The sequence below is a fragment of the Mycobacteroides chelonae CCUG 47445 genome, from assembly GCF_001632805.1.
GTDB classification, from domain to species: Bacteria; Actinomycetota; Actinomycetes; order Mycobacteriales; family Mycobacteriaceae; genus Mycobacterium; species Mycobacterium chelonae.
Map to the genome: position 1 here is coordinate 2,870,068 of NZ_CP007220.1, position 19,322 is coordinate 2,889,389.

The 19,322-nt window shown below is 65.1% G+C and carries 24 protein-coding genes and 1 pseudogene; 6 read left to right on the forward strand and 19 right to left on the reverse strand.

All coding sequences use genetic code 11. The features are described from left to right. Positions 1 to 36: 36 nt before the first annotated feature. The 4 genes from yajC to ruvC form a co-directional block, all read right to left on the reverse strand. On the reverse strand, positions 37 to 375 hold the full coding sequence (gene yajC, locus BB28_RS14105) for a preprotein translocase subunit YajC (protein ID WP_030093611.1): 339 nt from the start codon (positions 373 to 375) through the stop codon (positions 37 to 39). A gap of 149 nt (positions 376 to 524) precedes the next feature. Next, positions 525 to 1,538 carry a Holliday junction branch migration DNA helicase RuvB gene (gene ruvB, locus BB28_RS14110; RefSeq protein WP_162269719.1) on the reverse strand — a complete coding sequence of 338 codons (1,014 nt, stop codon included), beginning with the start codon at positions 1,536 to 1,538 and terminating at the stop codon, positions 525 to 527. Positions 1,539 to 1,591: 53 nt separating this feature from the next. After that, positions 1,592 to 2,191 carry a Holliday junction branch migration protein RuvA gene (ruvA, locus tag BB28_RS14115; protein ID WP_046253950.1) on the reverse strand — a complete coding sequence of 200 codons (600 nt, stop codon included), beginning with the start codon at positions 2,189 to 2,191 and terminating at the stop codon, positions 1,592 to 1,594. Beyond that, on the reverse strand, positions 2,188 to 2,745 hold the full coding sequence (gene ruvC / locus BB28_RS14120) for a crossover junction endodeoxyribonuclease RuvC (RefSeq protein ID WP_044103943.1): 558 nt from the start codon (positions 2,743 to 2,745) through the stop codon (positions 2,188 to 2,190). Before ruvC ends, ruvA begins: the two co-directional genes overlap by 4 nt. A 120-nt stretch (positions 2,746 to 2,865) precedes the next feature. On the opposite strand from ruvC, the gene BB28_RS14125 reads away from it, so the two are divergent. Further along, positions 2,866 to 3,438 carry a TetR/AcrR family transcriptional regulator gene (locus BB28_RS14125; RefSeq protein WP_046253951.1) on the forward strand — a complete coding sequence of 191 codons (573 nt, stop codon included), beginning with the start codon at positions 2,866 to 2,868 and terminating at the stop codon, positions 3,436 to 3,438. Positions 3,439 to 3,527: 89 nt separating this feature from the next. Here the strand turns inward: BB28_RS14125 and BB28_RS14130 are convergent. Beyond that, a pseudogene (locus tag BB28_RS14130) lies at positions 3,528 to 3,989 on the reverse strand (methyltransferase family protein); the annotation flags it as partial. A 172-nt stretch (positions 3,990 to 4,161) separates the two neighbouring features. Between BB28_RS14130 and BB28_RS14135 the strand changes: the two are divergent. Beyond that, positions 4,162 to 4,773: a phosphatase PAP2 family protein gene (locus BB28_RS14135; RefSeq protein WP_109550689.1), complete on the forward strand. Its 612-nt coding sequence runs from the start codon at positions 4,162 to 4,164 to the stop codon at positions 4,771 to 4,773. Here the strand turns inward: BB28_RS14135 and BB28_RS14140 are convergent. Further along, positions 4,719 to 5,474: a YebC/PmpR family DNA-binding transcriptional regulator gene (locus tag BB28_RS14140; RefSeq protein ID WP_046253953.1), complete on the reverse strand. Its 756-nt coding sequence runs from the start codon at positions 5,472 to 5,474 to the stop codon at positions 4,719 to 4,721. The two genes, BB28_RS14135 and BB28_RS14140, sit on opposite strands and share 55 nt — an antisense overlap. Before the next feature lie 79 nt (positions 5,475 to 5,553). Here BB28_RS14140 and BB28_RS14145 point away from each other — a divergent pair, with 79 nt between their 5' ends. After that, positions 5,554 to 6,081, forward strand: a complete 528-nt coding sequence (locus BB28_RS14145; protein WP_046253954.1) for a hypothetical protein — start codon at positions 5,554 to 5,556, stop codon at positions 6,079 to 6,081. A 74-nt stretch (positions 6,082 to 6,155) separates the two neighbouring features. Here the strand turns inward: BB28_RS14145 and pdxT are convergent, their stop codons facing one another. The 10 genes from pdxT to BB28_RS14195 all read right to left on the reverse strand — a co-directional run bounded on the left by pdxT (position 6,156) and on the right by BB28_RS14195 (position 16,110). Further along, complete coding sequence (gene pdxT, locus BB28_RS14150; protein ID WP_046255833.1) at positions 6,156 to 6,725, reverse strand: pyridoxal 5'-phosphate synthase glutaminase subunit PdxT; 570 nt, start codon at positions 6,723 to 6,725, stop codon at positions 6,156 to 6,158. An 8-nt stretch (positions 6,726 to 6,733) separates the two neighbouring features. Then, entirely contained in the window at positions 6,734 to 7,588 is an 855-nt protein-coding gene (locus tag BB28_RS14155; protein WP_046253955.1) for an acyl-CoA thioesterase, read from the reverse strand. 9 nt (positions 7,589 to 7,597) lie between these two features. Then, entirely contained in the window at positions 7,598 to 8,512 is a 915-nt protein-coding gene (pdxS, locus tag BB28_RS14160; RefSeq protein ID WP_064393598.1) for a pyridoxal 5'-phosphate synthase lyase subunit PdxS, read from the reverse strand. Positions 8,513 to 8,597: 85 nt separating this feature from the next. Further along, positions 8,598 to 9,620 (reverse strand): NUDIX hydrolase, encoded by a 1,023-nt coding sequence (locus tag BB28_RS14165; protein WP_046253956.1) that lies wholly within the window; start codon positions 9,618 to 9,620, stop codon positions 8,598 to 8,600. Then, positions 9,617 to 10,744 (reverse strand): glycosyltransferase family 4 protein, encoded by a 1,128-nt coding sequence (locus BB28_RS14170; RefSeq protein WP_046253957.1) that lies wholly within the window; start codon positions 10,742 to 10,744, stop codon positions 9,617 to 9,619. The genes BB28_RS14165 and BB28_RS14170 overlap by 4 nt, the downstream gene beginning before the upstream one ends. Further along, complete coding sequence (locus BB28_RS14175) at positions 10,744 to 11,757, reverse strand: phosphatidylinositol mannoside acyltransferase (protein WP_046253958.1); 1,014 nt, start codon at positions 11,755 to 11,757, stop codon at positions 10,744 to 10,746. Before BB28_RS14175 ends, BB28_RS14170 begins: the two co-directional genes overlap by 1 nt. Continuing rightward, positions 11,754 to 12,416, reverse strand: coding sequence for a phosphatidylinositol phosphate synthase (gene pgsA, locus BB28_RS14180; RefSeq protein WP_046253959.1), 663 nt, complete (start codon positions 12,414 to 12,416; stop codon positions 11,754 to 11,756). The genes BB28_RS14175 and pgsA overlap by 4 nt, the downstream gene beginning before the upstream one ends. Next, the gene (locus tag BB28_RS14185) at positions 12,413 to 12,961 is read right to left on the reverse strand and encodes an ATP adenylyltransferase (RefSeq protein WP_030093627.1); all 549 of its coding nucleotides are present in this window, start codon (positions 12,959 to 12,961) and stop codon (positions 12,413 to 12,415) included. The genes pgsA and BB28_RS14185 overlap by 4 nt, the downstream gene beginning before the upstream one ends. After that, on the reverse strand, positions 12,954 to 15,008 hold the full coding sequence (gene thrS, locus BB28_RS14190) for a threonine--tRNA ligase (RefSeq protein WP_046253960.1): 2,055 nt from the start codon (positions 15,006 to 15,008) through the stop codon (positions 12,954 to 12,956). Before thrS ends, BB28_RS14185 begins: the two co-directional genes overlap by 8 nt. Positions 15,009 to 15,099: 91 nt before the next feature. Beyond that, entirely contained in the window at positions 15,100 to 16,110 is a 1,011-nt protein-coding gene (locus BB28_RS14195; protein WP_081252265.1) for a GlxA family transcriptional regulator, read from the reverse strand. Positions 16,111 to 16,203: 93 nt separating this feature from the next. On the opposite strand from BB28_RS14195, the gene BB28_RS14200 reads away from it, so the two are divergent. After that, positions 16,204 to 16,938, forward strand: coding sequence for a DJ-1/PfpI family protein (locus BB28_RS14200; protein ID WP_046255836.1), 735 nt, complete (start codon positions 16,204 to 16,206; stop codon positions 16,936 to 16,938). On the opposite strand, the gene BB28_RS25560 is transcribed toward BB28_RS14200, so the two are convergent. Both BB28_RS25560 and BB28_RS25565 read right to left on the reverse strand, forming a co-directional pair. Beyond that, positions 16,921 to 17,334: a TIGR02611 family protein gene (locus BB28_RS25560; RefSeq protein WP_046253961.1), complete on the reverse strand. Its 414-nt coding sequence runs from the start codon at positions 17,332 to 17,334 to the stop codon at positions 16,921 to 16,923. The genes BB28_RS14200 and BB28_RS25560 overlap by 18 nt on opposite strands. Further along, entirely contained in the window at positions 17,331 to 17,960 is a 630-nt protein-coding gene (locus BB28_RS25565; protein WP_046253962.1) for a PaaI family thioesterase, read from the reverse strand. The genes BB28_RS25560 and BB28_RS25565 overlap by 4 nt, the downstream gene beginning before the upstream one ends. 19 nt (positions 17,961 to 17,979) lie before the next feature. On the opposite strand from BB28_RS25565, the gene BB28_RS14215 reads away from it, so the two are divergent. Continuing rightward, positions 17,980 to 18,477 carry a DUF1990 family protein gene (locus BB28_RS14215; protein WP_046253963.1) on the forward strand — a complete coding sequence of 166 codons (498 nt, stop codon included), beginning with the start codon at positions 17,980 to 17,982 and terminating at the stop codon, positions 18,475 to 18,477. Positions 18,478 to 18,709: 232 nt separating this feature from the next. Then, positions 18,710 to 19,021 (forward strand): hypothetical protein, encoded by a 312-nt coding sequence (locus BB28_RS14220; protein WP_046253964.1) that lies wholly within the window; start codon positions 18,710 to 18,712, stop codon positions 19,019 to 19,021. A 26-nt stretch (positions 19,022 to 19,047) separates the two neighbouring features. Here the strand turns inward: BB28_RS14220 and BB28_RS25570 are convergent, their stop codons facing one another. Beyond that, a complete protein-coding gene (locus BB28_RS25570; RefSeq protein ID WP_030093635.1) occupies positions 19,048 to 19,230 on the reverse strand; it encodes a hypothetical protein in 183 nt (60 codons plus the stop codon). Positions 19,231 to 19,322: the final 92 nt, after the last annotated feature.

A 19,322-nucleotide genomic window follows, 5' to 3' on the forward strand; every position in this document is an offset into this window, starting at 1 on the left:
TCGGGAGGCTTTCAGGGTTGAGTAGCGGCGGAGCCGTTACTCCTTGGTCAGCTCGACCCCGGAGCTCTCGACGTCGCGCGACGCCTCGCCAGCGGTGTCATCGGCGTCCTCGGCCTCGTCGACGATCTTGTCGCGGATCGCGAGCTTCATCCAGCGCGTCACGACACCCGGCGCAATTTCCAGGTCCACGGTGTCGTCGGTGACGGCGGCGATGGTGCCCTGCAGGCCGGAGGTGGTGTGCACCCGATCACCGATCGCCAGCGACTCGTGCAGCTCGATGGTGGCGTCCAGAGCTTTGCGCTGCCGCCGGTTCGCGAAGAAGAGGAACGCGCCCATAACGAGGATGAGCGGCAAAAAGACGATGATCGATTCCATGGCGGCTTTCGGGATTCTTTCCGTTGGGTCTTCACGAGGTCAGGCAGGGTCTGCGTGAAACAAGCACGCGACAAGTCACCAGTGTGCCATCCGACTCTGTGGAATTGACGCGAACCCCGGACCTGCGCGTCCTGGACTCAAGCGTCCTCTCAATCGAACAGCCCGGCCTGCCCCAGCACTTGCGGCGGCGGGGTAAGACCCAGGTGCGTCCACGCCAACGCCGTGGCCACCCGCCCGCGCGGCGTTCGCGCGAGCATCCCGGCACGCACCAGAAACGGCTCGCATACCTCTTCGACGGTCGTCGACTCCTCCCCGACGGCCACCGCCAAGGTCGACAAGCCCACCGGCCCGCCGCCGAAGCTGCGGGTCAGCGCGGAAAGCACGGCCCGGTCCAGGCGATCCAGCCCGAGTTCGTCGACGTCGTAGACCTCTAGAGCAGACTTCGCGACGTCCACGGTGATGACGCCGTCGGCACGCACTTCCGCATAGTCACGGACCCGGCGCAACAATCGGTTGGCGATGCGCGGGGTGCCGCGCGAACGCCGGGCGATCTCCACGCCCGCGTCGACTCCCAACTCAATGCCGAGGATTCCCGCCGATCGGGCCAGCACCAGCTCGAGCTCTTCGGACTCGTAGAAGTCCATGTGCGCCGTGAATCCGAAGCGATCCCGCAGCGGCCCGGTCAGAGATCCCGAACGGGTTGTCGCGCCGACCAACGTGAAGGGCGCCACCTCCAGAGGAATTGAGGTAGCGCCGGGACCCTTGCCGACGACAATGTCGACCCGGAAGTCCTCCATCGCCAGGTACAGCATTTCCTCGGCGGGCCGGGCGATGCGGTGAATCTCGTCGATGAAGAGCACATCGTTTTCGACGAGATTGCTCAGCATCGCCGCCAGGTCACCCGCCCGCTCCAGCGCCGGGCCCGAGGTGACCCGCAACGAGGACCCCAGTTCGGCGGCGATGATCATCGCCAGCGAGGTCTTCCCCAGCCCAGGCGGCCCGGATAGCAGTATGTGATCGGGAGTACCACCGCGATTCTTCGCACCGGACAGCACTAGATCCAGTTGCTCACGCACGCGCGGCTGGCCGATGAACTCCCGCAGCGACTTGGGCCGAAGTCCGGCGTCGATGTCGTTCTCACCGACCGTGAGCGCTCCTGACATCTCGGGACCGGCGTCGAAGTCGTCCTCCGCGCCGTCAAGCTCGTCGAAGCGGCTCACCGTGTTTTACCCAGCAATGTCAGCGCCGACCGCAGCACGGTCGAGGTGTCTCCCTCGGAATTGTCTTGAGCCAGAACGGTATCGGTGGCCTGTTCGGCTTGTTTGGCGGCGAATCCGAGGCCGATGAGCGCCTCGACGACCTGGGTGCGCACCAGGGATGCGGTACCCCGGCCCAGCTCGGTAGTGCCACCGGGGGCTGCCGCCACCTTCTCGCGCAGCTCGAGCACCATGCGCTCGGCGCCGCGCTTGCCGATCCCGGGCACCCGGGTCAGCGCATTGACATCGCCATCGGCCAGCGCCTGGCGCAGGGCCGACGCGTCGTAGACCGCGAGCGTGGCCATCGCGATCTTGGGCCCCACACCGGAGACCCCGAGCAGCGTCAGGAACAGGTCGCGCGCATCGGTATCGGTGAAGCCGTACAACGTCATCGAGTCCTCGCGCACGATCATCGCCGTGATCAGCCGCACCTGGGCGCCGCGCCGTAGCGTCGACAGTGTGGCGGGGGTGGCGTTGACGCGGTATCCGACGCCAGCGGCCTCGATTACCACGTGATCGAGCGCGATGTCGATGACCTCGCCATTGACCGAAGCAATCATCGGGCTACCGCCTTCATCCGGGCCGCGAAGGCTTTCCGCTGCTCTTCGGCGGCGGCCTCCGCTTTCGCCATTCTCGCCAGCATGGGCGCACGCCAGCAGTGACAGATTGCCAGGGCCAGGGCGTCGGCCGCGTCGGCGGGCTTCGGCGCCGTCTGCAGCTGCAGGATGCGTGTGATCATCGCGGTCACCTGGGATTTATCTGCCCGGCCGTTGCCGGTGACGGCCGCCTTGACCTCCGACGGGGTGTGGAAATACACCTCGATACCCCGCTTTGCGGCACTGAGCGCAACTATTCCGCCCGCCTGGGCGGTACCCATCACGGTCGACACGTTCTGCTGAGCGAAGACGCGCTCGATGGCCACCACGTCGGGACGGTGGGTGTCCATCCAATGCTCTACGACCTCGCTGATCGCCAAAAGCCGTTGCGGGAGAGGCTGATTGGCCGGGGTGCGCACGACGTCGACATCCAGGGCCACCACCTTGCGACCCGAGGAGGCCTCGACCATGGACAGACCACACCGGGTGAGTCCCGGGTCGACTCCCATCACTCGCACGCGCCAGCCCTCTCGCCGTAGAACAGTTGTTCGATAGCATATCGAGAGAGCTCGCCCATTCCGCATAGCAACACGCGAGGGCTCTGCAAATGTCAACATCCGTTGGCCTAAGCTCAGCGCATGTCTACCGAACCTCGGCGATCGGACGCCACTCGCGCGGCCATCCTCGAGGCCGCCCAGGAACACTTCGCGGGCGTCGGCTACGAGAAGGCAACCATACGGGCTATCGCGGCAACCGCGGGCATCGACCCATCCCTGGTCATGCGGTACTACGGCAACAAGGCCAAGCTGTTCACCGCTGCGGCCAACTTCGACATACATTTTCCCGACGATCTAGCTGAGATTCCGCGCGATCAGCTCGGAGCGAGCATGGTCCAGCACTTCCTCACCCAATGGGAAGCCGACGACACCATGGTCGCGTTGCTTCGGGCCGCGGTGTCCCACGAGTCCGCACGGGCACGCATGGAGGAGATTTTCAGCTGCCAGATGGTTCCGGTCATCGAATCATTGACCGCGGATCGGGCCATGGAACGCGCGGCGCTGATCGGTACCCAAATGATCGGTTTGGCGATGTGCCGTTACGTCATCCGACTCGGAAACGTGCCCGCGATGACGCACGAACAGATCATCGACCTCATCGCACCGACCATCCAGGCCTACCTGGACTGCGACTGCGATTGCGAGGCGCCTTAGCGCGCGCCCTCGGGCTGCGTCCACGGGCGCAGCCGCGGCAGCCACCGCGGTACGTGCTGCGCATACTCGGCGTAGTCGCGGCCGAATCGCCGCAACAGGCCGCGCTCCTCGACCAGCGGGAAGTAGATCGCGTTGATGGCCACGAAAGCGGCCGCGTAGATCAGCAAACCAACGGAGTTCACCGCGAACGCTTCACCCAACAGGATGGCGATGACGCCGGTGATCATGGGGTTGCGCATGTGGCGGTACGGGCCGCGCACGACGAGACGCACCGGCGGATCGAAGGGCGCCAGGGAACCCTTGCCGGTCTGATGAAAGAGCATGACGGTGCGCGCCACCAGGAACAGGCCGGCGGCCACCAGCAGGGTCCCGATCACCGTCGCCGTCATCGACATCTGATCCGACATCCACGACGGCACCTGGATACCGGACCCGTAGAGGATCACCAGCGGAATCAGAACCGTCACGGTGACCGGCAGCGCGAGAACCGCGCGCGCAGTGCGCCACAGGGATGTCGTTTCAGGCGCCGGGGCGACTGCTTGTGTGGCCATGACCGGCCTCCCCTCACTCGTGGATGTCTTATATGTACGCCTGCTTGACATTCAAGTCAACAGATGTTGACCAACAGTTGTTGACGTCACAGTAACGCCGTCCAGTGACATTTGATTCCCGGCCATCGGCACGATTCGGGCCCGCCGTCTGGGTCCGATTACTGTCGTCGGAGTGTCTGTCGGAAAACTGCCCAGCGAGAAAACGGTTCAGTGGTGGCCTCCCCTCGGCGTGATCTTGATGCTGGTGCTCGGGTTCTCCGTCGGGAAGGGTTCAACGCCGCTTGACAGGTGGTTTTTCGATGCGACCCAGGTCGCGTTCGGGGTGCAGCCACGCTGGCTGCTGTTCTTCACCGATTGGGTGTTCTTGGTTCCGGTGCTCGTGGTGTGCGTCGGGTTCGAGCTGTATCGGCGGCGCTGGCGGGTCGCGACAGTTGTTCTCGTCTGCCCCTTCATCGCGAACTGGACCACCCAGGCCACCAAGATGCTCGTCGGCCGCGAGAAGGGCGGATACCTCGCTTATCCCAGCGGCCACACCACCTTCGTGGTGGCCGTGACGGGGATGCTGGTGCTGGTCGCCGGCGGAGCCCTTTGGGCGTACATCGCCGCCGCGATCGTCAGCATGCTCGGACTACTCGGGCAGGTCGCCTGCGGGTATCACTACTTCACCGACACCATCGGTGCCGTCCTGGTCACCACCGCGGTCGTGACCCTGGCGTTCTGGGCTGCAGGTCAGTCTTCGTCGAGCGCGGCGAGCACCTCGTCGGACAAATCCACGTTGGTGTAGACGTTCTGCACGTCGTCGCTGTCTTCCAGCGCGTCGACTAGCTTGAACACCTTGCGGGCGGTGTCGACGTCGACGGGCACGCTCATCGACGGCTGGAAGCTGGCCTCCGCCGACTCGTAGTCGATCCCGGCCTCTTGCAGTGACTGACGGACCGCGATCAAGTCAGTGGGCTCGGAGATGACTTCGAAGGTCTCGCCGAGGTCGTTGACCTCCTCGGCGCCCGCCTCCAGCACGGCCGTGAGCACGTCGTCCTCGGACAGGCCGTTCTTCTCCAGCGTCACAACGCCCTTGCGGGAGAACAGGTACGACACCGAACCCGGATCCGCCATGCTGCCGCCGTTACGCGTCATCGCGACCCGAACCTCACCGGCAGCGCGGTTGCGGTTGTCACTCAGGCACTCGATGAGCACCGCGACGCCGTTGGGGCCATAGCCCTCGTACATGATGGTCTGCCAGTCGGCACCGCCAGCCTCTTCGCCGGCGCCGCGCTTGCGCGCCCGCTCGATGTTGTCGTTGGGTACCGAGGTCTTCTTAGCCTTCTGGATGGCGTCGTAGAGCGTCGGGTTACCAGACGGATCACCGCCGCCGGTACGCGCGGCGACCTCGATGTTCTTGATCAGCTTGGCGAACTCTTTGCCACGGCGCGCGTCTTTGACGGCCTTCTGATGCTTGGTGGTGGCCCACTTGGAATGGCCGCTCATGTACCCCTGTACTACTTTCTCTAGGTTCTGTCGCACTTCTGCGCTGCCCGAGTGTACTCGCGCACCTAGGGTGAATCACATGACTGTCCTGGTAGCCGACCCGATTGTCGACACTGTCCTGGACCGATACGCGTCAACCGTCGGAGACAGCCTCACCGATTACCGCAATCACCTGTACCGGGGCATGAACTACCAGCTCCGTCTTCTCGGCATGACGCAAGCCCCGCCCGACATCGCGCTGGCGTGGGCCACGCACGATATCGGCATCTGGACGGCAGGGACCTGGGACTACCTGGATCCCTCGGTGGCACTGGCCGAGCAGCTGGCGCCGGAGTTCGGTATCACCGACGTCGGCCGGGTCAAGGCGATGGTGGCCGATCACCACAAGCTGAGGTCAGCGGACGATCTGTGGGTCGAGATGTTCCGCTTGGGTGATCGGGTCGATGCGTTCCGCGGGCTCTACGCCTGGACCGGTCTGGAACGCTCCGATGTACGCGAGGTCGTGGAGGCACTGCCATACGGCGGTTTTCACGGATTCTTATTGCGGACGGCCGGACAGTGGACGCTGAAGCATCCGCTGCGCCCGATGCCCATGCTGCGCTGGTAACCACCGCGTCGAGCGCATACCGCACGCCGAAAAATCGGGCGCTACGGCCGCACCTGGTATGCGGTCGATGACACCTAGGAAGCGCGCACCATGTCGACGAACAATTGGTGCACTCGCCGGTCCCCGGTGACCTCGGGGTGAAACGACGTCGCCAACGCACTGCCCTGCCGCACCGCGACCGGATGCCCCTGCGCGGTGGCCAGCACCTCGACGTCTGTGCCGACCCGCTCCACCCACGGCGCCCTGATGAACACCGCGTGCAGCCCGCCATCGAGCCCCACGAAATCCAGATCACCCTCGAACGAGTCCACCTGGCGCCCGAAGGCGTTGCGCCGCACCGTCATATCGATCGCTCCCAGCGCCACCGCATCCGGGCGGGTATCGAGTATCTCGCTGGCCAGCAGGATCATGCCCGCGCAGGACCCGTACACCGGCAGACCACCACGCAGACGCTCGGTGAGCGGGTCCAGCAGTTCGAACACGCGCAGTAAGTTGCTCATGGTGGTCGACTCCCCGCCGGGAATGACCAGCCCGTCCACCTTGGAGAGTTCGTCGGGACGGCGCACGCCAAGCGCGTCTGCACCCGAATCTTCCAGAGCAGCAACATGTTCCCTGACATCGCCCTGCAATGCCAGCACGCCGATCAACGGGCTCACGCCATGTTCCCCTTGGCGATCGACGCCTCGTCGGGGTTGCGCTCGTACCGGGTCAATCCCTCCTGTACCACCGCCGCGACCATCCGGCCCTCGCGATCGAAGATCCGGCCCTGAGTCAGCGCCCGCCCGTATCCGGCCGACGGCGACGTCTCGTCGTACAGCAGCCATTCATCGGCACGGAATGGACGCAGGAACCACAGCGCATGATCCAGGGATGCGGTCTGCAGTACCGCGTCCCGGTGCGGCACCTTGGAAGAACTCAGCAGCGTCAGATCGCTCATGTAGGCCAGCGCGCAGATGTGCAGCACCGGATCATCCGGAAGCTGCTTGCGGCAGCGGAACCACACCCGCTGCTGCGCGGCCAGCCGCGGGTTCCGGTCCATCAGCTCGTCGGGGACGATCCGGATGTCCCATTCAGCGAACTGCCGGAAGAGGTCGTGGCTGAACGACCCCTCCGCATCCTGCACATCGGGCAGGTCTTCGGGCGTCGGGACGGGCGGCATCAGATCCTGATGCTCGATGCCGGTGTCCAGCGTCTGGAAGGAGGCCGACATGCTGAAGATCGCCTGCCCGTCCTGGATCGCGGTGACCCGACGGGTGCTGAACGAGCGGCCGTCGCGTACCCGATCAACGAGAAACACAGTGGGCTCGTTGGGATTTCCGGGCCGCAGGAAGTATCCGTGCAGGGAATGCACCAGGTACTGCGGCTCGACGGTGCGGACGGCCGAGACCAACGATTGCCCCGCAACCTGGCCGCCGAAGGTGCGGCGCAGGCTGCTCGGGGTGACGTTGCCTCGGAAGATGTCCTTTTCGAGCTGCTCGAGCGTCAGGATCTCTTCGATATCGGCCATCAGATGGTTTTACCAGCCGCGCTCGGCGAGCCGATGCGGCTGCGCGATGTCCTCCACGTTGATGCCGACCATCGCTTCACCCAGTCCGCGCGACACCTTGGCCAGCACGTCCGGATCGTCGTAGAAGGTGGTGGCCTTCACGATCGCCGCGGCGCGCTGCTCGGGGTTGCCGGACTTAAAGATTCCGGATCCGACGAACACACCCTCGGCGCCCAGCTGCATCATCATCGCGGCATCGGCAGGTGTCGCGATGCCACCGGCGGTGAACAGCGTGACCGGCAGCTTGCCGGCGCGAGCAACCTCGACCACAAGGTCATACGGTGCCTGCAGTTCCTTTGCGGCAACGTACAACTCATCCTCGGAGAACGAAGTGAGCCGACGGATCTCGCCACCGATCTTGCGCATGTGAGTCGTCGCGTTGGACACGTCACCGGTACCGGCCTCACCCTTGGAACGGATCATGGCCGCCCCCTCGGTGATGCGGCGCAGCGCCTCGCCCAGGTTGGTGGCGCCACACACGAACGGCACGGTGAACTTCCACTTGTCGATGTGGTTGGTGTAGTCGGCCGGGGTCAGCACCTCCGACTCGTCGATGTAGTCCACGCCCAGGCTCTGCAGGATCTGCGCCTCGACGAAATGCCCGATGCGGGCCTTGGCCATGACCGGAATGCTGACGGTGCTGATGATGCCGTCGATCATGTCCGGATCGCTCATGCGGGACACGCCGCCCTGGGCGCGAATGTCCGCGGGCACCCGCTCCAGCGCCATGACAGCGACAGCACCGGCATCTTCGGCGATCTTCGCCTGTTCCGGCGTAACGACGTCCATGATGACGCCGCCCTTGAGCATCTCGGCCATGCCGCGCTTGACGCGCGCGGTGCCGGTTCCGGTCTCGGGGGACGTTCCGTTGGTCGTGCTAGTCAACTGAGGGCTCCTGGATGTCGGTTTCTGCCACCAGTCTAATGCGGCCACACCAGCGATTTTGTCCCGGGAGGTGCGGTGACCGGGCTCACCCGATGAGGATCGGGTCGCGGCGCCCACCGGCGGCCACCGCATCTGCGGCAGTGGCGGCCTCTCCGAGCAGCTCTCCCAGCTGATTCGGGAAAACTTGCTCTCCCGAGGCCGCGAGCGCGGCGATCTCGCCGGCGTCGCACCAGCGGTGCCCGGTGATGTAGCGCTGCTCCAAATTCGTGCGGCCGTCCGTCGCCGGTTCGAACCTCTTGGTCCGGTGCACGAAGAACAATTCCTCGGAGCGAATGGTGGTTCCGTTGAAGTCGAAGACGGCCACCCGACGCCACAGCGGGCCTACGAGGCGTCCGGAGGGAACCGATAAGCCGGTCTCCTCGACCAGCTCGCGCACCGCGCCATCGCACAGCTTCTCCCCCGGCAACGTCTGTCCGCCCACGGTGAACCACCAATGCACCGCCGGGCTGGGGGCGGCGGGATCGAAGCCGCGCAGCAGCAGCACCCGGCCATCCTCATCGAGCAGGATGATCCGCGCCGAGGTACGGAAGTTGGCCAGGGCCGGGTCTTCGGTACCCGCACCCTGGCGGTCGATGATTTCGAAATATGTTGGCATCGGCGCGGTTCCGCCCAGACGCAACCAGCGCACCGGTCGGCGCACCCGCAGGGCCAGGGTGTCGCGCACGGCGTCGTTGTGGAAGCGCCGCGCGATCAGCACCCGCGTCTCGGCGTCCGCGAGCTCGGCCACCAGCGCGGGGCGCAGCCGCTCGGAGTCCACGGTGGACAACGCCGAGGCCAACTGGTTCTCCGCGTACTCGCGCCGGTCACGTTCGGCCCGCTCGGCTTTCGCGGCGAGTTTGATCAGTTGGTCGTCCTTGAGCGCATCTCCTACCGCCCGCGCGACGACGGCGCGGCGCGCCAACGCGGCATCGAGGGCTTGCCAGGACAGGTCGCTGCGCACATGCAGGCGGTCCAGCCGGTTGGCCACCAGATAGGCCCACAGCAGGCCCAGCGCGACCAGCGTGCCGATGAGGGCGATGACGATGACGGTCAACGCCGAGAAGGTCACCAACTGTCGACCTTCACACGCGCCCCGGAAGCGGTGACGGTCTCGTAGACGAGCATGATCTGCTGCGCGACCACCGACCAGTCGTACCGCTGCACCGCCTCGGTGCCTGCCGCCACCAGCTCTGCGCGGGCCTCATCGTCACCGAGCACGTCGATGATGGCCGCCGCCAAGGCATCCGCATCACCTGTGGGTGTCAACCGGCCCGCCGAGCCGTCCAGGAGCACCCGGCGGAAGGCGTCCAGCGAGCTGGCCACTACCGCGGTACCCGCCGCCATCGCCTCCACCAACACGATGCCGAAGCTCTCGCCGCCGATATTGGGGGCGCAGTAGACGTCCGCACTGCGCATGGCCGAGGCCTTGGTGGCATCGTCCACCTGCCCGAGGAAGCGCAGATGCTTGGCCAATGGCCCTGCCTGCGTGCGGAGTTCGGCCTCATCTCCACGACCAACAATCAGGATCTCCACATCGGAGAAGCTGGCCGCGATCTTCGGCAGCGCCCCCATCAATACGTCCATGCCCTTGCGTGGCTCGTCATAGCGGCCCAGGAAAAGCACCGTCTTACCTGCCCGCGGGTAGCCCTCCAGCATCGGCGCCCCGGAAAAGGACCGGACATCGACGCCGTTGGGAATCTCGACCGCGTCGGATCCGAGTGCCTCCATCTGCCAGCGCCGGGCCAACTCGGAGACCGCGATCCGGCCGACGATCTTTTCGTGCCACGGGCGCAACACCGCCTGAAAGACGCTCAGCGTCAACGACTTCGTCGTAGACGTGTGGAAGGTAGCGACGATCGGGCCCTCGGCCACCATAAGCGCCAGCATGGACAGACTTGGCGCGTTGGGTTCATGCAGGTGCAACACATCGAAGTCGCCGTCGACCAGCCAGCGCCGGGTCTTGGCATAGGTGGCCGGGCCGAACCGCAGCCGCGCCACCGAACCGTTGTACGGAATGGGGACGGCCTTGCCGCCGGACACCACGAACTCGGGCAGCTCTACGTCCGATGAGGACGGTGCGAGCAGGCTGACGTGGTGTCCGCGGTCCCGCATGACCTCCGCCAACTGCACCACATGGGACTGGACGCCACCCGGTACATCAAAGGAGTACGGGCAGACCATCCCGATGCGCATTACGCCTGCCCACCAACGGGATCAGTCTCCCGGGGGGCCGCCCGACCGTCAGTCTCCGGTTCCCGGACGGGCGCGGGATGGTTCTCCGACGCCGGTTGGGCCGGCGAGGTCTGCAAACGGGTGCGACGCTCTTCGGACAGATCGTCGAGCCAGAGCGGCTGCAACATATGCCAATCCGCCGGGCGCTCGGCGATATTGGCGGCGAACTCGTCAGCGAGCGCCTGGATGACCACCGCAACATCGCCTGACGACGTATCGATGGGCTCTTGGATCCGCACCCCCCATTGACCGTGCGGCTCGAACCAGCAGTGTGCCGGCAGCAGGCGTGCTCCGGTGTCGATCGCCAGCCGGGCCGGCCCCGCGGGCATCCGCGCCTCTGCGCCGAAGAAGTCGACGGGGACGCCACTGCGGCTCAAATCGCGATCGGCCATGAGGCAGACGACGCGATTTTCCCGTAGGCGCGTTGCCAGCGTCTCGTACGGCCCGGTGGAGTCGCCGCTGGACGCGAGCACCTCGAAGCCAAGGGTTTCCCGGTAGTCCAGGAACCGGCGGTACAGCGACTCGGGTTTCAGACGCTCGGCCACCGTGGTGAACGTCCCATAGGTTTGGGCCAACCACACCCCCGCCATGTCCCAGTTTCCGCTGTGCGGCAGGGCGATGATGGTGCCCCGTCCACAATCCTGGGACGCGTCGATGTTTCGACGCCCGAACGCACTGCTGTCCAAACGACCGGCGAGCCGTTCCATGTTCTGCGAGGGCAGCCGGAACGCTTCACGCCAGTACCGGGCATAGGAACGCATCGAGTCGATCATCAGCCGGTCGGGCACCTCACGCGGATGCACGCCAAGCACCCGGGCCAGGTTCTTGCGCAGCTGCTCGGGTCCACCGTTACGGGCACCCACCATGGCACCGACATCGAAGATGGCGCGGGCAAGCAGATCTGGCGTCACCTGCGTCAGATTCCAGCCGGCGGCGTACCCCCAGTCGGCAGCGCGTTCGCCCCACACACTCATGACTGATTCGTCTCCGCGGTGTCCTGTCCTGCATCGGAATTGGGCAGCAGATCGAGTGCTCCGGGAGATGTGCGCACCGCGTGCATGCGCTGCGCCACCGTCACCAGGCTCGCGATCGCCAGCACCCACATCGCCACATGCAGCGGTTCCGGTAACCCGAACCCACCGCTGAAGATCGCTCCGGCAAGCACGATGATGAGCCGTTCCGGGCGCTCGATCAGCCCGCCGTCGGCACGTAGTCCGGAGGCCTCGGCCCGTGCCTTCACGTACGAGATCACCTGCGAGGTGATCATGCAGATCAATGTGGCGACGACCAAAGATGTTGATCCCCAACCGAATGCCGCCCACCACAGCAGCCCGGCGAACACCGCGCCATCGGCCACACGATCACACGTGGCATCCAGCACCGCGCCGAATCTGGTGCCACCACCACGGGCCCGCGCCATCGCTCCGTCAAGCATGTCGAACATGGTGAACAGCCAGACCGCCATGCCACCCCAGAACAGATGGCCCGTCGGGAACAAGGTGAGCGCGGCGACGACCGTCGCAGCGGTCCCGAAGATGGTGACGGTGTCCGGGGTGAATCCCGCGCGCAGCACCGCACTGGCAAGCGGGTTGATGATCTTCGCGAAAGTCTCCCGGGACAGGAAGCCGCTCATGGCAGCTGCTCCCAGGCGCTGGCGAGTAGCTGGCGGGTGTCCCGCAGTAGCTGCGGCAGCACCTTGGAGTCACCGATAATGGTGATGAAGTTGGCGTCGCCGCCCCAGCGCGGCACCACATGCTGATGCAAGTGCTCGGCCAGCGACCCACCTGCCGCTGTGCCCAGGTTGAGTCCCACGTTGAAACCGTGCGGGCGAGATACCTTCTTGATCACCCGAATCGCCTTCTGGGTGAACGCCATCAGTTCGCGGCTCTCATTCTCGGTGAGGTCCTCGAGCTCGGCGACCTGCCGATACGGAACCACCATGAGATGTCCCGGGTTGTACGGATACAAGTTGAGCACCGCGTACACATGCTCCCCGCGCGCCACCACCAGACCGTCTTCGTCGGCCATCTCGGGAATGTCGGTGAACGGAGCGGACTCCGCCCCACTCGACTTCACCGCCTCCACCAGGTAGGTCATCCGGTGCGGGGTCCAGAGCCGCTGCAGGTGATCGGGGTCGCCCACTCCCCGGTCGGTGATGGTCGAGTCCTCGTCAGTCACGGGACCCCAGCTTCATCAATTCGGCGGTCGGAGAAACATTCTCGTGTCTGTTCACCCAATCGATGATGGCGGCCACGGCCTCATCACGGGGCACTCCGTTCACCTGAGTACGGTCGCGGAAGCGGAAGCTCACCGCACCCGCCTCCACATCACGATCGCCGGCCAGCAGCAAGAACGGCACGCGCTGGTTGGTGTGGTTGACGATCTTCTTGTTCATACGATCATCGCTGACATCGATCTCTGCACGGATGCCCTGCGATTTGAGCTGCGAGACAATGTCGCTCAGGTACGGCGCGTGGGCGTCGGCGATCGGGATACCGACAGCCTGCACCGGCGATAGCCAGGCCGGGAAGGCACCCGCGTAGTGCTCGGTGAGCACACCGAAGAACCGCTCGATAGAGCCAAACAGTGCGCGGTGGATGAGCACCGGACGCTGGCGGGTTCCGTCGGCAGCGGTGTACTCCAGTTCAAATCGCTCCGGCATGTTGAAGTCGAGCTGGATGGTCGACATCTGCCAGGACCGCCCCAACGCGTCCTTGGCCTGCACCGAGATCTTGGGACCGTAGAACGCCGCGCCACCCGGATCCGGGACCAGCTGCAGCCCGGAATCGAGCGCCACCTGCTCCAGGGTCTTGGTCGCTTGCTCCCAGTCCTCATCGGATCCAACGAATTTCGTCTCGTCCTTGGTCGACAGCTCAAGGTAGAAGTCGTCGAGCCCGTAATCGGACAACAGATCCAGCACGAACCGCAGCAGGGACGTCAGCTCCTCATGCATCTGCTCACGGGTGGTGTAGATGTGTGCGTCGTCCTGCGTCATGCCCCGCACCCGGGTCAGACCGTGCACCACACCGGATTTCTCGTATCGGTAGACCGATCCGAATTCGAAGAGCCGCAACGGCAATTCACGGTACGAACGGCCCCGTGCCCGGTAGATCAGATGGTGCATCGGGCAGTTCATGGGCTTGAGGTAGTAGTTCTGCCCCGGCTTGCGCACGGTGCCGTCGTCATTGAGTTCGGCGTCGATGTGCATCGGAGGGAACATGCCGTCGGAGTACCAGTCCAGGTGCCCGGAGGTCTGATACAGGTTTTCCTTGGTGATGTGCGGAGTGTTGACGAATTCGTACCCGGCGGCGGTGTGCTTGGCGCGCGAGTAGTCCTCCAGTTCCTTGCGGATGATGCCACCCTTGGGGTGGAAAACCGGCAGACCGGAACCGATTTCGTCGGGGAAGCTGAACAGATCGAGCTCCACACCGAGCTTGCGGTGGTCGCGCCGCAACGCCTCTTCCAGCAGTTCGAGGTGCTTGTCGAGCGCTTCCTGCGACTCCCAGGCGGTGCCGTAGACGCGCTGCATGCTGGCGTTAGCCTGATTGCCGCGCCAGTAGGCGGCGGAGCTGCGAGTGAGCCGGAACGCCGGGATGTGTTTGGTGGTGGGAATGTGCGGGCCGCGACACAGGTCGAACCATTCCCGTTCCCCGGTACGAGGATTCAGGTTGTCGTAGGCGGACAGCTCGTCGCCGCCGACCTCCATCACCTCGGGATCGTCGGCGCCCGACTTATCGGAGACAAGCTCCAGCTTGAACGGCTCGTTGGCCAATTCTGCCTGCGCATCCTCCACCGAGCCGTACACCCGGCGCGAAAAGCGTTGCCCCTCCTTGATGATCTGCTTCATCTTCTTTTCGAGGGCAGCCAGGTCCTCGGGGGTGAAGGCGTGATCGATCCCGAAGTCGTAGTAGAAGCCATCGGTAATCGGCGGACCGATACCAAGCTTGGCCTTCGGGAACAGGTCCTGCACTGCCTGCGCCAGCACGTGGGCGGCCGAGTGCCGGATGACGCTGCGTCCATCCTCGGTGTTGGCCGCAACCGGCTCTACCTCGGTGTCGACCTCCGGAGTCCAGGACAGATCTTTCAACGCACCATCCACACGGACGACGACGATGGCGTCCTCGCCCTTGCCCGGCAGACCTGCCTCGCGTACCGCGGTCCCCGCCGTCGTCCCGGCCGGCACCCGGATAGGGGGCACAGGGGAAGACGGGTTGGGCGCAGTCATCAGCAGTTCTCCACTTCAGAGACGGGGGGTTTGCGAACTCATGCTATCGGTCCGCACCAGCGCCTTCCCAGCCGATGGGCACCGAGACCGCTCAGGCCGATCGTGCCCGGAAGGTATTCCGGTAAGCGAGCGGGGAGACCCCGGTGAGCCGGCGGAACTGCTCCCGGAAATTCGCAGGTGAACCGAACCCCACCTCGCGCCCGATCCACTCCACCGAGTCCGCCGAACATTCCAGCAGCTGCTGGGCATGACGGACCCGCACGCCGGTGAGCCACTGCATCGGCGTCTGCCCCGTTTCGGCCCGAAACCGCCGGTTGAGGCTGCGCACGCTGGTGGATGCCTGGACCGCGAGGTCCTCCAGAGAAAGTTCTCGATGGGCGTTGTGCTCAATCCACGCCAGCATCTCGCCGAGACCCGCCTCGGTGCGCTGACGGTTCCGGATGACGTATTGGGCCTGACCGCCGTCCCGGTGCAGCGGCGCCACGGCCATCCGCGCCGCCTCGGAAGCCACCGCCGTGCCGTGATCGCACGTGATCATGTGTAGACACAGATCGAGCCCTGCCGAGGCACCGGCGGACGTGAGCACCTGCCCCTCGTCCACGTACAGCACATCGGCGTCCAGGCGCACTTCCGGATACATCTTCCGAAACAGATCAGCGGCTAGCCAGTGCGTGGTGGCACGCTTGCCGTCCAGAATTCCGGCCTCGGCCAGCGTGAAGGCTCCGGCGCAGATGGACGCGATGCGCGCACCGCGGGCGTACGCGGCCTGCAGTGCCTCGATGACGCCGTCGGGCGTGGGCGCGGTCACGTCGTTGCGCGCGGGCACCACGATCGTGTCAGCGCCCGAAAGAGCCTCAAGCCCAAGGTCTGTGGCGATACCGAACGGTCCGGCAGAGACGACGGGTGCCGTTCCGCACACCCGCACCCGGTAGGGCCGGGTGCCGTCGGCAAGGTGCACGCGGCGAAACACCTCCACAGCGGTCGCCAGGTCGAACCCGATGGTGTCGGGAAGGGCGAGGACGAGCACCGAGTGAGGCTCGCCCGAGCGACCCAAGGGCACCGAGTGGGGCTCGCCCGAACAGCCCGCCGTAACGGAATGCATACGGCGAGCGTAACTCGTTGTTGGCAATATCTCGTTGGATGCTGTCTATCTGGCCACTTCTGCCGCCGTGATCGGTCGACAACCATGGCAACCATGCAGATAGCGATCCTGGCGTACCCGGGCATGACGGCGCTCGACGCGATAGGCCCCTACGAAATGCTGAGGGGGCTGCCCGATGCCGAGTTTCGATTCGTCTGGCACGAGCCGGGGCCGATAGTGACCGATAGCGGTGTCCTGGTGGTCGGCGCGACGCATTCCTTCGAGGAGACCCCGGCACCGGACATCGTCCTGATCGGCGGCTCGATACCGGCCACCATGAGCACCGCCGCCGACGACGGCGTTCTCACCTGGCTGCGGAAGGTTCACCTGGGCACGACGTGGACCGCATCGGTATGTAGCGGGTCGCTCATTCTCGGCGCCGCCGGGATCTTGCAGGGCAAGGACGCCACCTGCCATTGGGCCGGGCAGCGGGTGCTCACGACCTTTGGGGCCAATCCCCAGCGGGACAAGCGAATCGTCCGCGACGGCAAGGTGATTACCGCCGCAGGGGTGTCCGCAGGGCTCGATCTTGGTCTGTGGCTCGTCGGCGAGATCGCCGGACAGCCGCGCGCCGAGGCCACTCAGCTGTGCATCGAGTACGACCCGCGGCCGCCATTCGATACCGGCCACATCAGCAAGGCCTCGACCCGCAACAAGGCAGATGCGGTGCTGATGATGAAGGGCATGATCTCGGCACGCGATGCCGGCGCGGAGGTCGTGGCGGGCTCGAAGGTGCTGTGGGCGACCGTCATCGATCGGGTGCGGCGCAGGTCAGCTGCCAAGCCCTAGCGGGCTCTTCAGCCAGTTCGCCTCGATTCCGACCAGCGCGGCGACCCAGCCGACCGCACCCAACACCCACAGCGTGACCACCACCAACGCCGCGGTGAACAGCACCCCGATCCCCCGCAGCCACTGAGGTTGAGTGGAAAACCAGGCCATGAACCTGTCGTACCGGGCCCTGACTGCGTGGAGAAGCTTTCTTGCCCAAGAGAACTCTGAGGCAAGAATCGCCAGGCCGAGGAAGACGATCGCCCAGCCGGGCCCCGGATAGGGGATCGCAATGATGCCCGCACCCAGCACTGCCAGACCGATGATCGCAACCGCCATGCGGTAGAAGACGTTCAATGCCGGACGGTCCCGCACCCCGTCGCGCCATCGGGCCCACCGACGGGTACGGCCGCTCACGGCTGACCGGGATTGAGCTTCACAAACAAAGCGTCGGCCTCGGCGAGCACATCGTCGCCGTCGAGCAATCTGCTGGTCAGGTACACCTTGCGGCCCTCGACGCGGTCCAGGGTGCAGTCGAACTGCAGCTCCTTCTCGATCGGCGTGACCTTGCGGTAGTTGATGTTCAGGTACGCGGTACGCAGCTTGCGCAGGTCCGTGAGCAGCATCGTGCCGGTGCCGATGATCGTGTCGAAGAGCAGGCCGAGACATCCGCCATGCACCGCCCCGTTTCGGCCCAGGTGGTAGCGCCCGAAAGTGGCTGTGCCGGTGAGCACTCCGTCGTCGAAGCTATCGATTGTCATCGGGACCAGCAGGATGTTTCCACGCAGCGGAAGATCGGTGCGACGGCCCGAGGGCGAGTCCCACTCCGAAACCTCGTACGGGTCCAGCAGCTCGTTCATGGCCTCGAGCTGGTTGGCCAGATTGGTGATCACCTCATCGGGTGGCAGGGCGGCGCGAGCGCGATCCTGCAGAGTCCGCAGTGCATCGATGAAACGGCCGTAGTCGGGGCCGCCCTTGAGGGTGGGGTCGGGCGGATTGAACCCGCCACCCTCATGCGCTGTTACTGCTTCCTCGGTGGTCATACTCCCCTACGTTATTGGGGTGGATATTGCACGGCTGAGCCAGCTCCCGTTCACCTACTCCGAGATCGGCGCGACGGCCACCGAGTTACCCGCCGGATATCACCATGTGCGCGAATCTCGGCAGATCGGAAAGGGTAGGGCGCGGTTCGACGAGGCTGCCGCAAGCCTCATGCAATTCGGTATCCAACGTGGGATCGGGCTGCCGGTTCAGACGTCGGCACCGGAGGCCGCCGTCGGCGTGAACGTGATGACGCGGCTGTGGCCGTTCTGGGCGCTGTGCCGCATCGTGTACGTGGTGGACGAGCCGAATCGGCGCGGTTTCGCATACGGGACGCTTCGCGGACACCCAGAAACCGGCGAAGAGGTCTTCATCGTGCGCTTTGATCCATCCAATGACGTTGTCTCCGTCGAGATAACCGCATTCTCCAGGCCGTCGTACTGGTGGGTCCGGGTGGGCAATCTGGTGGTCAAGCAGCTACAACGTGTGGTAACTCAGCGCTACCTACGCGCGCTGTGAGCGCCGCCGAGCAGTTGCCACACATATAACCCTCCCCCGGTAACCTACATGTTAGCTGGCTGATGGACGCAGCTACATTCCGGCGTGCCGAATAGACGGGCATATCTTGGGTTTTTGATACTAAAAAACCGACAGGGGCACTTCTCAGCAAACCTTCTGAGTATTCGAATCGTTATGATGTGTAACCTTTTGTTCAACTTCGATTCATGCTTTTTTAGGAGCTCTGAACCTCATGGTTTCCCTGCCCGCTGGCATCGCGCTATTCGCCGGAGCCCTGGGTGCCTCGGCCGCGATGTTCATCGCCCCCGTGGCGGCCGCGGACCTCCCGGTGTGTTCGGCCGGCGAGACGCCGTACAACCACAGCTGCCGGACGGCGTGCGCGGGCAGCGCACCGCGGGTCGGCGGGGCCTGCACTCAGCCCGGCACCAACCTGTACGACCGAGGATTTCACGAGCCCACCCATGAGGGCGCCAACCCGCGCACTCCGCTGGGCACCAACCCGCAGGTCCCCTACGGCACGAACACCACAACCGTTCTGCAGTAAACGATTTCGGGACGGTGCCCGCCGTGCTACGGCGACCAGTTCGCCAGGACCGCGTCCATATCGCCATCTCCGGGCCCCGGCAGATGACGAGCGCCCGGAAACCGATGAGCCGGTTCGGTATACGTTCCCGCGTCAACAAGCCTGGCGATGTTGGATCGATAGATATCGTCCACCTCGGCGTGGCGCCCCGGCTCACGGTGCAGCCACAGATTGGCCGGGTGGATCGACCGGTCGTACATACGCCGAAACAGCTCTGTCCGGATATCTTTGAGCCAATTCGAGTTCAAATTCATGGCGCGAA

What these genes read in the sequence shown, in the direction of transcription:
- pgsA (WP_046253959.1), bottom strand. Translation starts at nt 12,416, where the DNA reads ATGAGCGGCTTCCTGTCCCGGGAGACTTTCGCGAAGATCATCAACCCG.
- BB28_RS14175 (WP_046253958.1), bottom strand. Translation starts at nt 11,757, where the DNA reads ATGAGTGTGTGGGGCGAACGCGCTGCCGACTGGGGGTACGCCGCCGGC.
- BB28_RS14200 (WP_046255836.1), top strand. Translation starts at nt 16,204, where the DNA reads ATGCAGATAGCGATCCTGGCGTACCCGGGCATGACGGCGCTCGACGCG.
- BB28_RS14155 (WP_046253955.1), bottom strand. Translation starts at nt 7,588, where the DNA reads ATGGCCGATATCGAAGAGATCCTGACGCTCGAGCAGCTCGAAAAGGAC.
- ruvA (WP_046253950.1), bottom strand. Translation starts at nt 2,191, where the DNA reads ATGATTGCTTCGGTCAATGGCGAGGTCATCGACATCGCGCTCGATCAC.
- BB28_RS14170 (WP_046253957.1), bottom strand. Translation starts at nt 10,744, where the DNA reads ATGCGCATCGGGATGGTCTGCCCGTACTCCTTTGATGTACCGGGTGGC.
- BB28_RS14145 (WP_046253954.1), top strand. Translation starts at nt 5,554, where the DNA reads ATGACTGTCCTGGTAGCCGACCCGATTGTCGACACTGTCCTGGACCGA.
- ruvB (WP_162269719.1), bottom strand. Translation starts at nt 1,538, where the DNA reads ATGTCAGGAGCGCTCACGGTCGGTGAGAACGACATCGACGCCGGACTT.
- BB28_RS14195 (WP_081252265.1), bottom strand. Translation starts at nt 16,110, where the DNA reads ATGCATTCCGTTACGGCGGGCTGTTCGGGCGAGCCCCACTCGGTGCCC.
- yajC (WP_030093611.1), bottom strand. Translation starts at nt 375, where the DNA reads ATGGAATCGATCATCGTCTTTTTGCCGCTCATCCTCGTTATGGGCGCG.
- BB28_RS25565 (WP_046253962.1), bottom strand. Translation starts at nt 17,960, where the DNA reads ATGACCACCGAGGAAGCAGTAACAGCGCATGAGGGTGGCGGGTTCAAT.
- thrS (WP_046253960.1), bottom strand. Translation starts at nt 15,008, where the DNA reads ATGACTGCGCCCAACCCGTCTTCCCCTGTGCCCCCTATCCGGGTGCCG.
- BB28_RS14125 (WP_046253951.1), top strand. Translation starts at nt 2,866, where the DNA reads ATGTCTACCGAACCTCGGCGATCGGACGCCACTCGCGCGGCCATCCTC.
- BB28_RS14220 (WP_046253964.1), top strand. Translation starts at nt 18,710, where the DNA reads ATGGTTTCCCTGCCCGCTGGCATCGCGCTATTCGCCGGAGCCCTGGGT.
- BB28_RS14140 (WP_046253953.1), bottom strand. Translation starts at nt 5,474, where the DNA reads ATGAGCGGCCATTCCAAGTGGGCCACCACCAAGCATCAGAAGGCCGTC.